The following is a 15,252-nucleotide window of genomic DNA, read 5'->3' on the forward strand; positions in this document are numbered from 1 at the left end:
CGGTCTCGACTATAAGTAATTGTTGGCATTTCGTTTTTATTTTTTCATTAGTTTTTTCAGTTCATCATCGAAGAATGAATTCAATTTTTTCGAGTTCTTTGTGTTTGTGCTCATTAGCTTTTCAGTGTAATTCCTCACAGCCCGTCTAATCATTGTCGGCGATTTCTCCGAATATTCGTTGAGAGCTTTATTTATGTGTCCACAAATGTCTTTTGGCATATGATAACTTAAGTTAATACCTAAAAGACTTGGAAAAACTTTTTTAAACATATTATCAATTTCCTTTTTCTTTGGTGCCATTGCTATGTAATTAAAAAGAAAATCAGAACGCATATAACAGTTTATATTGAAACGTGAACGAAACACATCTTGGATAGCTTGATAAGTATATATGTCTTTTGAAAGCCACCAAGTTTTGTAACCAAAAACACTTTTTCTGTCTTCTTCTTTATTAATTTCTCTTTGCTTATATACCATAAGCATTAAATTGGCATCTGTTGCAGCACGTTCTTTTGAGTTTTTCATTTCAGTTAATTTCTCCGTTAACTGCTGTAAATCCTTATCGTCAATTTGTTTTTCTATTTTCGAGGTGTCCTCATACTTGATATGGAATTCGTCGTTCAAAAACTCTTTTAAATCACGATGTGCATTATATAAATTTGGATGTGCAAAATTGTCGATGAAATCATTAAACTTTTTAACATTACCTCTACTTTTCGAATAGAAATAGGCTCTAATTAATATTTCGTCCACATACATTGTATTAATTTCACTTTCAAGATAGAAATCTTCAACATTTTTATACATCGTTTTGTATTTGTGGCGAATCATACCAAAATGATTTACTAATTCATCTAAAATAGTTTCGTTAATTGTCAACTGAACTCCAGAAATGTATGCTCCTTCTAATAAACTCCAATATCTTCTTTTTGAAGGTTCTAAATGAATTTCAGATAAGGCAGGAATTAAAATAGAAGTGCCGACATAAATTTTCAATTGCGACGCTAATTTTTGGAAAGCACTTGCTAAATGAGGGTCCCAACGAAGCATAAACATCATATTATATGTGTATGATAAACGCTTTAAATATTCATTCTGTTCAGATGTACCATTGTATGCAATATTGCGAATTGTCATTAAAAGAGCTTTTTTAACACTCTCTTTGTTATCCATTTTAATATGACTATCGTCCACGACTTGCCCAACAATTTCAGGTAAAGCAACTTCAAGAATTTCCCTACTTTGTCTGTCAATAATAAATGACGAGAATTCTATTCCTTGCTTGTGATATATATTGTGAACAGTAGCTTCTATTAACGAAAGAGCATTTGTCGCTTTTACATTTTCATCTTTTAAATATTTCTTTAGCTGTTCTAATGTTTGTTCTTTAAATGTATTGTGAATATGTGTTTCTTCAATATCCCTTTCGTGAAGAATTAATCTTGTTTGATATGGAAGACAATATGCGTCTTCTTTTGAATGGTAATTTATTTGCTTTGGTTTTGTTGAAAGAACACCTAATTGTTTTTCAATAGTGGCGTATACCGATTTCGGATTGAATTTCACATATTGAGCAACATCTTGTTTTATTTGTTCTAAATTTTTAAAAGTTTTTGTCTCTGAAGCAGTTCCTTCCAAAGCGTAAAGTATCAAACTGTCTGCAAGTTTTTCTTCTATTTCATCGTTATTATTTTTTGAATTGAATTGCTGACGCATAAATACATATAACCTTGGGTCTTTTATATAATTACCTACAATGTATTCATTTTGAGGTTTTCTAAATTGATGAATATTACTCTCAATGTATGAATTGTATAATTGGATTAGTCTTTCATCATTTGTTACGTTACTTGCAAACCATTCTACATCATAAATTGTCAGATTGATTTTGTTGGTTTGTATAAAATTATCTTCAATTGTGTTTTTTTGATTAACCTTTCTGCCAGTAACGTAAATTAAGCGGTCAACATTGACATCATTCATAATCAGTTTTTCAATTGAGCCTTGAATTTTCTTTTCGTAACCAAGTTCAGTTGATATTTGGTAAATAAAAGTTGGATGAGTTGAGCGAGAATATACTTTTAAACTTCCGTCAATTCCTTTGTCTTTTGTTCCACCAACAGGAATAAATTCATCACCTAAAACTTGACTTAAAAATGAATGTGCGAACTCCTCAAATATTTCGCCTTTCCCAAATTCAGATAGTGCGTATTTAAATTCTTCTTTGTTGATTGTTAACTCCATAAATTCAATATTCTTCGGGTTTCGCAAATTGTGTACAACTACTGTATAAACGAAGTTTTCTGTATAACCCATTTTATTGTCATAAAAATAATACTTTTTTAGTAAAAAAGTTAAACTTGCTTTATGATGTTTATCCTTATTTTGTAAAAATACCGGAAGTTAAAAGGGATAATAATTTTACTGCCAACAATAAACAATCTCGGAAAAGTGGATTACTGGTTGCAGATTAACGAATTATGATTTTGGAGGGGCCTTTATTTTCAACGTTTCACTTTCAACTTAAAAACCAACCAACTTCTTTATCTTTGTGAAGTTCGATAACGATTTCACAGAATGAATGAAAACCTAAACCCGGAGAAAGACCACTTTTCCCCCGAAGAACTGGATATTGAAAGAGCACTGCGCCCTCTAACCTTTGAAGATTTTGCAGGACAGGACGCCGTATTGGACAATCTGAAAGTGTTTGTGGAAGCGGCTAACCTAAGGGGAGAAGCATTGGACCATACCTTGTTTCATGGCCCTCCCGGATTGGGAAAAACCACCCTTGCCCATATTTTGGCAAACGAACTGGAGGTAGGCATTAAAGTAACTTCCGGACCGGTACTCGACAAACCCGGCGATTTAGCCGGCTTGCTCACCAACCTCGAAGAGCGCGATGTATTGTTTATTGACGAGATACACCGTTTAAGCCCTATCGTAGAAGAATACCTGTATTCTGCCATGGAAGATTACAAGATCGACATCATGATAGAAAGCGGGCCCAATGCCCGCACCGTTCAGATCAACCTAAGCCCTTTCACATTGGTAGGCGCTACCACACGGTCTGGGTTATTAACAGCACCCATGCGCGCCCGGTTTGGCATTAGCAGCCGATTGCAATATTATACTACGGAACTGTTGGCAACCATTGTAGAACGCAGTGCTCATATTTTAAAGATCCCCATTTCTATGGAAGCCGCTATAGAAATTGCCGGGCGTAGCAGAGGCACCCCACGGATAGCCAATGCATTGCTGCGCAGGATACGCGATTTTGCCCAGATAAAAGGGAATGGAAAGATTGATATTGAGATTTCCAAATATGGATTAAAGGCACTGAATGTAGATACTTTTGGATTGGATGAAATGGACAATAAAATTTTATCGACTATAATCGATAAGTTTAAAGGAGGCCCGGTGGGTATTACTACGCTCGCTACTGCTGTTTCTGAAAGTGCCGAGACCATAGAAGAAGTCTACGAACCTTTTTTAATTCAACAAGGGTTTATCGTACGGACCCCTCGGGGAAGAGAAGTCACAGAATTGGCATATAAGCACTTGGGAAAGATTAAAGGCGGAACACAAGGTGGGTTGTTTTAACTAAAACCGATCCTTCGACTGCGCTCAGGATGACGGTTTTTATATGATCTTTTGTCAAAATAATGTCACGCTGAGCGCAGTCGAAGCGTTAAAAGGTTAGAAAAAGTCCAATAATGTTACACTGAGCGCATTTGAAGTGTTGAGACAATAAATAAAATCAACTAATGTCACACTGAGCGCAGTCGAAGGATAGACATCTGGAAGAATACAAATGAAACACTACTACGTTTACATCCTAAAATGCAAAGACAACTCCTATTACACTGGGGTCACCAATAATCTGGAAGAACGGTTCCACCAACACCAAGCAGGTATAAACCCCACTTGTTATACTTATAAGAGAAGGCCCTTGAAACTTGTTTTTCAACAAGAGTTTATGGAGATAGCACAAGCCATTTATTTTGAAAAGAAGATTAAAAAATGGACAAGGGCAAAAAAAGAAGCATTAATAAACCATGATTTTGACAGGCTCCATATTTTAGCCGAATGCAGAAATGCCACGCATCATAAGTACCGACCATCATAGTTTGAACCCAAAACAAGCGCATACCAACCTTATTAAAACCCACGCAAAACGATTGGGGTTTTTATCCTGTGGCATCTCCAAAGCTGCCTTCTTAGAAGAAGAAGCTCCTAGGCTGGAAAGGTGGCTCAACCAGAACATGCAAGGGGAGATGCGCTATATGGAAAACCATTTTGATAAACGGCTAGACCCCAGGCTATTGGTAGATGGTGCAAAATCGGTCATTTCCCTATTACTCAATTATTACCCTTCGGAAACGCAACAAGACGAGAATGCGCCAAAATTATCAAAATACGCCTATGGTACTGATTATCATTTTGTAATAAAAGACAAGCTCAAACAATTATTACAAATCATTCAAGAAGAAATAGGGGAAGTCAATGGCCGTGCTTTTGTAGATTCGGCCCCTGTGTTGGATAAGGCATGGGCGGTGAAAAGCGGGCTGGGCTGGATGGGAAAACACACCAATGTGCTTTCTAAACAAACAGGTTCCTTTTATTTTATAGCGGAGCTTATTGTTGATTTAGAATTGGAGTATGATAGCCCCACGACCGATCATTGTGGAACCTGTACCGCCTGTATAGATGCTTGCCCCACACAAGCCATTACAGAACCCTATGTGGTAGACGGCAGTAAGTGCATTTCTTATTTCACGATTGAATTGAAAGACCAAATCCCTTCTGGATACAAGGGAAAATTTGATAATTGGATGTTTGGGTGTGATGTATGCCAAGATGTGTGCCCGTGGAACCGGTTTTCAAAATCACATAACGAACCACTTTTTGACCCACATCCTGATTTGCTGAGCATGACACAGAGAGATTGGGAAGAACTCACAGAAGAAGTATTCAATAAGTTATTTAAAAAGTCAGCAGTAAAACGGACAAAATTTTCCGGATTAAAAAGGAACGTTACTTTTATAAAACAAACAGATTGACCATTTTTTAATATACAATTTTAATTATGATATTTCTATCATAATTAATGTCTATGTTCTTCAAAAACAATCGCTTTTTAAAGCGAATACCATTACCTTTGCTGTTCTTAAAATGAGCCTATGAGTAAGGAAAGCAAAAGACGGGAAGCATTAATTTATCATGCAAAGCCCCAACCCGGAAAAATAAAAATTGTTCCTACCAAACGCTATGCTACACAGCGCGATCTGGCATTAGCCTATTCCCCTGGTGTGGCAGAACCTTGCCTTGAAATAGAAAAAGACAAAAAAAATGTGTATAAATACACTGCCAAAGGCAATATGGTAGCTGTTATCACTAACGGAACAGCAGTTTTAGGATTAGGCGATATAGGTCCGGAAGCAGCCAAACCGGTTATGGAAGGAAAAAGTTTGCTCTTTAAAATCTTTGCTGATATAGATGGTATAGATATAGAACTAGATACCAAAGATGTTGACAAATTTATAGAAACTGTAAAAACCATTGCACCAACTTTCGGGGGTATCAATTTAGAAGACATAAAAGCACCTGAAGCTTTTGAGATAGAGCGCCGATTGAAGGAAGAACTGGATATTCCTGTAATGCACGATGACCAACATGGAACAGCTATCATATCGGCGGCGGCACTGTTGAATGCTTTAGAGATAGCAAATAAAAAAATAGAAGAAGTTAAAATCGTAATTAGTGGAGCAGGAGCTGCTGCAGTTTCTTGTACCCGACTGTACAAAGCCTTTGGAGCCAAACCTGAAAATATTGTAATGCTAGATAGTAAAGGAGTTATCCGGAAAGACCGGGGACACCTTTCAGTGGAAAAGCTGGAGTTTGCTACCGATAGAAAAATAGACACTTTGGAGGAAGCGATGAAAAATGCAGATGTTTTTATAGGCCTTTCTATTGCTGACATAGTATCTCCTGAGATGCTCAATTCCATGGCGAAAAATCCCATTGTTTTTGCGATGGCCAATCCTAATCCTGAAATAGATTACGACCTAGCAGTAGCTACTCGAAAAGATATCATTATGGCGACGGGCCGTTCGGACCACCCCAATCAGGTAAACAATGTGTTAGGGTTTCCTTTTATCTTCAGAGGGGCATTAGACGTAAGAGCTACAAAGATCAATGAAGCGATGAAAATGGCTGCAGTAAAAGCACTGGCAGCACTTGCAAAAGAACCGGTCCCTGAGCAAGTAAATATTACCTATGGAGAAACCCGGCTTACTTTTGGCAGAGAGTATATTATCCCTAAACCTTTTGATCCAAGATTGATAGGTGAAATTCCTCCAGCAGTTGCAAAAGCAGCTATGGAGAGTGGGGTAGCAACAGAGCCAATAAAAGATTGGGAAGTATATAAGGAAGAACTCCTTCAGCGGTTAGGAAACGATAATAAAGTAGTCCGGTTTTTACACGATAGGGCAAAAGCGAACCCTAAAAGAGTTGTCTTTGCAGAAGCAGACCATCTAGATGTTTTGAAAGCGGCACAGATAGTATATGATGAAGGTATTGCGGTTCCGATATTATTAGGCCATAAAGAAACAATTCTAGAGCTTAAGGAAGAAATCGAGTTTGATGCAGAAGTGATGATTATAGACCCCAAAACAGATGACTATAAAGAGGAAAAAGAGCTATATGCTAAAAAATATTGGAAACTTCGGAAGCGTAAAGGGGTAACCTTGTACGATGCTCAAAAGAAAATAAGGGAACGCAATTATTATGCTGCTATGATGGTAAATGAAGGAGATGCCGATGCTATGATTTCAGGGTACTCCCGAAGCTACCCCACAGTTTTAAAGCCTATATTAGAGTTGATAGGTAAAGCGAAGGGTGTTTTTAAAGCAGCAACAATGAATGTGATGATTACAGAGCGAGGCCCTATTTTTTTGGCAGATACAGCAATCAATGTAGAGCCTAATGCAAAGGAGCTTGCAAAAATTGCACAAATGACTTCTACAGTGGTTAAAATGTTTGGTTTTGAGCCAGTTATAGCGATGCTGTCCTATACAAATTTCGGGTCTTCTAACAATGAAAAAGCAGTAAAAGTAAAAGAAGCCGTAAGTTATTTACATCGCTATTTTCCTGATATTGTAGTAGATGGAGAACTACAATCAGACTTTGCATTAAATAGTGAAATGCTCCGAAAAAACTTTCCATTTTCTAAACTTTCCGGACGGAAAGTGAATACACTCATTTTCCCAAACCTAGATGCTGCAAATATTACTTATAAATTAATAAAAGAACTTAACAAGGCTGACTCTATAGGCCCTATTATGTTAGGTATGCAAAAACCGGCACATGTCATCCAATTAGGAGCCCGTGTAGAGGAAATGGTAAATATGGCTGCTGTAGCAGTTGTTGATGCACAGGAAAAAGAAAAAAGAGAAAATGCAAAAAAAAGACAAGTATAGAAAACGGTCCTATTCTTGCAAATAATTTTGCTACATTTGGAGAGTCTACATTTCGCATGGTATGATAACACATCTAAGAGGAAGGCTTACAGAAAAAAACCCTACAAACGTAGTTATAGATTGTAACGGGGTAGGATATTTTGTGAACATATCGTTACATACCTATTCCAAAATACCCGATGTAGAGCACCTCAAACTATATACTTATATGCTGGTTAGGGAAGACGCACATACACTATATGGTTTCGCTGAAAAGCAAGAACGTGAAATTTTTGTATTGCTTATTTCAGTTTCAGGGATAGGGGCCAGTACGGCACGGACAATGCTGTCGTCGATGAACCCTGAACAAATAAGGGATGCAATTGCTTCAGATGATGTAGCTAGTATTCAATCCATAAAAGGGATTGGAGCTAAAACGGCACAACGGGTTATATTGGATTTGAAGGATAAAATACTCAAGTTATATAATGTGGATGAAATTTCTGTAAAACAAGGCAATACAAATAAGGAAGAAGCGTTATCAGCATTAGAAGTCCTTGGATTTACCAGAAAACAATCAGAAAAAATAATAGATAAAATTGTTAAAAATACCCCCGAATTAAGTGTAGAGGAAATCATTAAACATGCGCTTAAAAATTTATAAGGAGTTTGAAAACACATATATTAAAATTTATATACTACTTAGCTAAAGCTTCATTTTTTTCTTTATTTATCCTATCAGGACACTTGGTAAGTGCTCAAGAAGTAGATACCATACAAAAGCAGGATACCATTCCAACGGGGATAGCTTTGGGAAAGATACTAATGGCTAACCCTGAAAGTATTGTCTCAAAATATACATATGATTCTGAGCTTGATTTGTACTTTTACAATGAGACTATAGGCAACTATAATATAAATTACCCCAATATACTGACCCCTACAGAATATCTTGAATTAATAGAAAAAGAGGGCATAAAATCATATTTCAAAGAGAAACTTGACGCTATTTCGGGAAAAAAAGCAGGAACTGAAGAAGCACAAAAAAACCTATTGCCTAACTTCTATGTGAACTCAGGATTTTTTGAATCTATTTTTGGAGGGAATACCATTGAAATTATACCACAAGGATCTGTGGCGATGGATATGGGGATACGGTTTCAAAAAAATGACAACCCTGCCTTATCTCCTAGAAACCGGACTAATTTGACTTTTGATTTTGACCAGCGTATTAGTTTAAGCTTGTTAGGAAAAATAGGAACAAGGTTGTCTGTTACGGCTAATTTTGATACGGAAGCTACATTTGATTTTCAAAACCTTATAAAACTGGAATATGCGCCAGACGAAGATGATATCCTTCAAAAAATAGAGATCGGAAATGTAAGTATGCCCTTGAATAGTTCACTTATAACAGGGGCACAAAGCCTTTTTGGGGTAAAAACAGAACTTCAGTTTGGAAGGACAAAAGTCACCGGTGTATTCTCAGAACAACGTTCACAAAGCAGGTCAGTAGTAGCGCAAGGAGGAGGAACCTTAAATGAATTTGAAATACTGGCATTGGATTATGACGAAGACCGGCATTTCTTTTTATCCCACTATTTCAGGGACCAATATGATCAGGCACTGGAAAATTATCCTTTTATTAGAAGCCAAATACAAATAACACGTCTTGAAGTATGGGTTACTAATAGAGGACAACGAACAGATAATGTTAGAAATATTGTATCAATTCAGGACATAGGAGAGCCGGATCCTGATAATACCCGAATTAACACCAATGCCCCGGCAGGCTTTTTTAATTCGGGCTCAGCAGGATTATTACCGAGAAACGATGCCAACGACTTTAACCCCATAGAAATAGGAAGTACCTCTGTACTAACCCCAGCCATTCGGGATATAGCAACTGTACAATCAGGATTTGGAAGTATTAGTAGTATTATCAATCAAGGATTTGATTATGCCATATTGGAAAACGCCCGAAAATTACAAGAAGGGAGAGATTATACTCTTAATACACAATTAGGCTACATCTCCCTTAACCAACGTTTAAGTAATGACGAAGTACTTGGAGTTGCTTTCCAATATACGATCAACGGACAGGTTTTTCAGGTTGGAGAATTTGCCGCAGATGGGGTCGGATCTACAACAGTTGATCCAAATACCAATATCATCACTAACAATACACTCGTTGTAAAACTGTTGAAAAGTAATATTACCAATGTGTCAGATCCTATTTGGAACCTGATGATGAAAAATATCTATGCAACAGGAGCATTTCAACTGAGTCAAGAAGACTTTAGATTAAATATACTTTATACAGACCCTTCACCTGTCAATTATCTGGCGCCCATAGATGAAGCTACATTTCCGAATGGATTGGATGAGCGTATTTTATTAAATGTATTCAATTTTGACCGTCTTAATATATATAATGACCCACAAGCGCAAGGAGATGGTTTCTTTGATTTTATTCCGGGAATAACTGTTGACCCACAATCCGGAAATATCATCTTTACCAAAGTAGAGCCTTTTGGAGAATTTATACACCAAGTACTGGGAGGGGGTAATTATGATGATCCTTTATCTTATAACCCTAACCAGCAGCAATATGTATTCAGGAACCTTTACCGTCTTACTAAAGCAGCAGCACTAGAAGATAGCGACCAAAACAAATACCAATTAAAGGGGCGATATAAATCGGAAGGCTCGGGAGGTATTCCCATTGGAGCGTTTAATGTGCCCAGAGGATCGGTGCGTGTTACAGCAGCCGGCCGCTTATTACAAGAAGGGATAGATTATACTGTTAATTATCAGGCAGGAACTGTCCAAATATTAGATGAAGGGCTTAAAGCCTCCAATACACCTATAGAAGTATCTGTAGAGAATAATGCCATATTTGGGCAGCAAACCCGTCGGTTTGCAGGAGTTAACATAGAACACCAGTTTAATGAAAACTTTATACTCGGAGGAACCTTTCTTAATTTAAGTGAACGCCCACTTACGCAGAAAGCCAACTTTGGGGTAGAGCCTGTTAACAATACCATTTTTGGCATTAATGGTAATTTTTCAACAGAAGTACCATTTTTAACACGTTTAGTGAACAAACTCCCAAATATTGATACCGATGTTCCCTCTAACCTATCGGTGAGGGGAGAATTTGCATACTTATTGCCTGGATCGCCAAAAAATGCAGACTTTGAAGGGGAAACAACTGCTTATCTGGATGATTTTGAAGGAGCACAATCCCTTATTGACATACGAGGCCCGTTAGCATGGTTTCTTGCAAGTCCACCTTTGGAATTCATTAACCCTGACGAAACAGGATTGAGCACAGGAATTGAACGGGCAAAAATGGCATGGTACACTATAGATCCTATATTTTATACTTCGCAACGCCCAAGTGGTATTTCAGATAGCGATGTCTCTTCAAATCAGACCCGCCGGATATTTATTGACGAATTATTTCCCCAAGTAGATATTCCACAAGGGCAAACTACAGTGCAGAATACTTTAGACTTAGCCTATTACCCACAAGAGAAAGGACCATATAATACAAATACAAACTTTTCAGGCCTACAACCCGATGAAAAATGGGGAGGGATAATGCGCTCTATCAGCAGTACTAACTTTGAACAATCCAATGTAGAGTTTATACAATTTTGGGTATTAGACCCCTATGTAGAGGGCATTACAGGAAATGGAGGTGAGCTTGTGTTCAATCTTGGGAATATCTCTGAAGATATTCTGAAAGATGGCAGAAAACAATATGAAAACGGATTGCCCATCAGTGATAACCCAACAGGTACCAACCTTACTGTTGATACACCTTGGGGAGTGGTGCCTTCTACACAATCATTAGTATATGCCTTTGATTCCGATGAAGCGAATAGAAGTATTCAAGATATTGGATTAGATGGTCTTAATGATACAGAAGAAGCGTTGATATATAATAATGGAGGTGATGACCCTGCATTAGATAACTATCAGTATTACCTAGATGCTTCAGGAAGTATTTTAGAAAGGTATTTCAATTTTAACAATACGGACGGAAACTCTCCAGTAGCTGTTTCAAATACAAATAGAGGCTCTACCACACTGCCGGATGTAGAAGACATAGACCGTGATTTAACACTGAATACAGTAGATAGTTATTTTGAATACCGTATTCCTATACAACCAAATATCCAGCGTACGGACCGGTTTGTTTCTGATATAAGAGAAGTAGATGTTACTACACCCAATAATGATGTAGTACGGTCCAGATGGATACAATTCAAAATCCCGATAAGAGAATTTGATGATGCCATAGGCGGAATTACAGATATTCGTTCCATAAGTTTTATGCGAATGTACCTTACCGGATTTCAAGAGAATGTGGTGTTGCGTTTTGGAACACTGGATTTAGTAAGAGGTGATTACCGTTTTTATACCCGTACACTGCAAACAGATTTAGACGATCCATCAGATGATGGAACTTTAGCAGATATCAATACTGTTAATATTCAGGAAAATGAACAACGACAGCCTATTCCTTATAGGTTGCCACCCGGGGTTCAACGAGAACAATTAAATAACAATAATACCATCATACGGCAAAATGAACAATCACTGTCGTTTGCTGTATGTGGGTTAGAGCCGGAAGATTCCAGAGGGGTGTTCAAAAATGTAAGCCTGGATATGCGACAATACAAGCGCCTTAAAATGTTTTTACATGCAGAGGCCTTTCAGGAAAATGTTATAAATGATAATGAACTGGTTGGATTCATTCGTTTAGGAACCGATTTTAATGATAATTTTTACCAGATAGAAATTCCACTTTCAGTTACAAGGCCGGGAGCTTCTACATCTGAAGAAATATGGCCGGAAATTAACAACATTAATGTACCTTTAGAGCTTCTTTCCAGAATAAAATCCATTGGAATAGCTAATGGAACACTTCCTGATATCACATTCTATGATGAAGAATTAAATCAAGTCAATGAATTTGCCCCAAGACAGGAAGGGCAGCTACGATTGGCTATTAAAGGAAACCCTGCATTGGGGAATATACGCGCCCTGATGGTAGGTGTTAAAAACGCTACTGGAAATGAAATTTGCGGGGAAGTATGGTTTAATGAGCTTCGATTATCAGAGCTTGACAATAAAGGAGGTTGGGCGGCTGTAGCAGGAATAGATACCAATCTTGCAGATTTTGCAACGATCTCTGCAACCGGTCAGATGAGTACCGTAGGGTTTGGTTCTTTAGAACAAACACCCAATGAACGGAGCAGGGAAGACGCTGTTCAATATGGACTGAACACCAATGTTAATTTGGGACAATTATTCCCTAAAAATTGGGGATTGCAAATACCTTTAAATTACAGTATTTCAGAAGAATTGATTACACCGGAGTTTGATCCTGTATACCAAGACATTCGATTAGATGACCGTATTGATGCTGTTGAAACCAATGAAGAAAAAGAACAAACAAAAAAACAGGCAGAAGATTATACCAAACGAAGAAGCATTAACCTTATCGGGTTACGAAAGAATAGGGGACCGGAGCAGAAACAGCGGGTATATGATATAGAAAACTTTACATTTAATTACGCATACAGTGAAGTCAACCATCGAGATTTTGAAATTGAAGAATTGAATGATCAACGGGTACAGACCGGCTTTTTGTATAGCTATAGTTTTAAACCATTGGAAGTAGCACCTTTCAAAAATAAAGACTCTGTTTTTATGGGTAAATACTGGCAATGGCTCAAAGATTTAAATTTGAATTTGTTGCCGTCAAATATTTCTGTTAATTCCAATTTTACCAGGACTTTTAACGAACAGCGCTTTAGAGATGTGTTTACAGGAGATGTAAACGCAGGAGAACAATTGAATTTGCCTACTTTACAACAACGCAACTTTCTCTTCGATTGGCAGTATACCATTAATCATAACCTTACAAAATCACTACAGTTCAATTTTACAGCTTCCAATTATAACATTGTAAGGAATTATTTTGACGAAGATGAGAATGGGAACACCATTATCAGGGATGATGTAGGTATTTGGAGTGATTTTTTCAATTTAGGGGAGCCCAACAGGCACACACAACAATTACAGGTAAACTATACACTGCCACTCAATAAGATACCCACATTTAGTTTTATAGATGCCACCTACAGTTATACGGGTGATTTTGACTGGCAGCGGGGAGGTGATGTATTGAACGAAGTTGCCGGAGAAGATATAAATACTATCCAAAATGCTAATACACATAACCTGAATGCATCCCTTAATATGGACAAATTATATAAGTATTTAGGATTAGTAAAAAGGGGGTCGGCGACAAAACCCCAGAACAAGCCTGTTTCAAATACAAACTCTACAACGGTAAACAATGAAGCAACCCCACAAAAAACATCTAGACTGCACAACACACTAGTGGATGTTTTTACTACTGTAAAACGAATTAATATCAGTTATTCGGAAAACCACGGAAAAGTATTGCCTGGCTATACAGAATCTGTAGGTTTTATAGGCACCCTAAGACCCTCTTTGGGCTTTGTGTTTGGGAGTCAGTCTGACATCCGTTTTGAAGCGGCCCGAAAAGGTTGGATTACTACGTTCCCCGATCTTAACCAACAATATTTAGAACGGAATAACACTACATTAAATATCACTGCCAATGTACAGCCTATACCTGACTTGACAATTGATTTAGTGGCCAATCGTCAATACGGGGACAGCTATACAGAAAACTTTGCTATTAACGATTTGGGCAACGGACAGTTTGAATATGAAAATTTATTAGGAAACCGGATAGGCGATTTTTCGATTTCAACATTGATGATAGGAACCACATTTTCCAAAAGCGATGAATTTACATCAAAAACTTTTGACGAATTTAGAGCAAACCGGCTTGCTATAGCCAATCGTTTGGCCATACAGGATGGTATTGATATTACAGACCCTGCTCAGCTCGATGCAGATGGTTTCCCTAGAGGATATGGCAAAAACAATCAGGCAGTATTACTTCCGGCATTTATTGCTGCCTATACAGGAAAAAATGTAGAGAATGTTCAATTAGGTGCGTTCAGGGATGTGCCAATTCCGAATTGGAATATAAAATATACCGGATTAATGCGTTCAAAATGGTTTAAAAAACGATTTAAGCGATTTTCAGTTAGCCATGGGTACCGATCTAGTTATAGCGTTAATTCATTTCGAACTAATTTAGAGTTTGACCCTGACCTTCCTAAAAACCAACAAGTTGATCAGGCCGGAAACTTTCTGAATAAAAATGTTTATACCAATGTTACCCTCGTAGAACAGTTTAACCCATTAGTGCGGGTAGATTTTGAGATGAAAAATTCTATTAATGTACAAGCAGAGGTAAAACGGGATCGTGCATTATCTCTTAGTTTTGACAATAGTTTGTTGACCGATGTCTCAGGAAATGAATATATAGTAGGGTTAGGCTATCGTATAAAAGACCTACGGTTCAAAACCAATATAGGAGGAAAGAAAACAACCTTAAAAGGAGACCTTAATTTGAAAGCGGATATTTCATATCGGGACAACATAAGTATTATTAGGAATTTAGATATTGAAAATAATCAAATTACAGCAGGACAAACTATTTGGGCACTGAAATTTACTGCAGATTATGCATTAAGTAAAAACCTTACGACATTGTTTTTTTATGACCATACATTTTCAAAATTTGCAATATCTACTGCATTTCCACAAACCACCATTCGGTCAGGATTTACATTGCGGTATAATTTCGGAAATTAATCAAAGTATTTTTTTTGCT

7 protein-coding genes are annotated in these 15,252 nt (G+C 37.3%); 6 read left to right on the forward strand and 1 reads right to left on the reverse strand.

The window, feature by feature from the left end; all coding sequences use genetic code 11:
• Nucleotides 1–36 precede the first annotated feature (36 nt).
• Nucleotides 37–2,244 (reverse strand): hypothetical protein, encoded by a 2,208-nt coding sequence (locus WBG21_RS04595; RefSeq protein ID WP_340075286.1) that lies wholly within the window; start codon nucleotides 2,242–2,244, stop codon nucleotides 37–39.
• 333 nt (nucleotides 2,245–2,577) lie between these two features.
• Between WBG21_RS04595 and ruvB the strand changes: the two genes are divergently transcribed.
• The 6 genes from ruvB to sov all read left to right on the forward strand — a co-directional run bounded on the left by ruvB (nucleotide 2,578) and on the right by sov (nucleotide 15,233).
• The gene (ruvB, locus tag WBG21_RS04600) at nucleotides 2,578–3,600 is read left to right on the forward strand and encodes a Holliday junction branch migration DNA helicase RuvB (RefSeq protein WP_340075288.1); all 1,023 of its coding nucleotides are present in this window, start codon (nucleotides 2,578–2,580) and stop codon (nucleotides 3,598–3,600) included.
• Between the two features lie 211 nt (nucleotides 3,601–3,811).
• Entirely contained in the window at nucleotides 3,812–4,126 is a 315-nt protein-coding gene (locus WBG21_RS04605) for a GIY-YIG nuclease family protein (protein WP_340075290.1), read from the forward strand.
• Nucleotides 4,095–5,060, forward strand: a complete 966-nt coding sequence (gene queG, locus WBG21_RS04610) for a tRNA epoxyqueuosine(34) reductase QueG (protein ID WP_413789392.1) — start codon at nucleotides 4,095–4,097, stop codon at nucleotides 5,058–5,060. Before WBG21_RS04605 ends, queG begins: the two co-directional genes overlap by 32 nt.
• 120 nt (nucleotides 5,061–5,180) lie before the next feature.
• Nucleotides 5,181–7,478, forward strand: a complete 2,298-nt coding sequence (locus WBG21_RS04615) for an NADP-dependent malic enzyme (protein ID WP_340075292.1) — start codon at nucleotides 5,181–5,183, stop codon at nucleotides 7,476–7,478.
• A 61-nt stretch (nucleotides 7,479–7,539) separates the two neighbouring features.
• Nucleotides 7,540–8,121 (forward strand): Holliday junction branch migration protein RuvA, encoded by a 582-nt coding sequence (ruvA, locus tag WBG21_RS04620; RefSeq protein WP_340075294.1) that lies wholly within the window; start codon nucleotides 7,540–7,542, stop codon nucleotides 8,119–8,121.
• Between the two features lie 5 nt (nucleotides 8,122–8,126).
• Complete coding sequence (sov, locus tag WBG21_RS04625) at nucleotides 8,127–15,233, forward strand: T9SS outer membrane translocon Sov/SprA (RefSeq protein ID WP_413789393.1); 7,107 nt, start codon at nucleotides 8,127–8,129, stop codon at nucleotides 15,231–15,233.
• Nucleotides 15,234–15,252 lie beyond the last annotated feature (19 nt).

Source organism: Leptobacterium meishanense, assembly GCF_037645805.1.
Lineage (GTDB): Bacteria > Bacteroidota > Bacteroidia > Flavobacteriales > Flavobacteriaceae > Leptobacterium_A > Leptobacterium_A meishanense.

Bases quoted from the DNA above. Each gene is read 5' to 3' on its own strand.
- WBG21_RS04595 (WP_340075286.1), bottom strand. From the start codon at position 2,244: ATGGAGTTAACAATCAACAAAGAAGAATTTAAATACGCACTATCTGAA.
- ruvB (WP_340075288.1), top strand. From the start codon at position 2,578: ATGAATGAAAACCTAAACCCGGAGAAAGACCACTTTTCCCCCGAAGAA.
- WBG21_RS04605 (WP_340075290.1), top strand. From the start codon at position 3,812: ATGAAACACTACTACGTTTACATCCTAAAATGCAAAGACAACTCCTAT.
- queG (WP_413789392.1), top strand. From the start codon at position 4,095: ATGCCACGCATCATAAGTACCGACCATCATAGTTTGAACCCAAAACAA.
- WBG21_RS04615 (WP_340075292.1), top strand. From the start codon at position 5,181: ATGAGTAAGGAAAGCAAAAGACGGGAAGCATTAATTTATCATGCAAAG.
- ruvA (WP_340075294.1), top strand. From the start codon at position 7,540: ATGATAACACATCTAAGAGGAAGGCTTACAGAAAAAAACCCTACAAAC.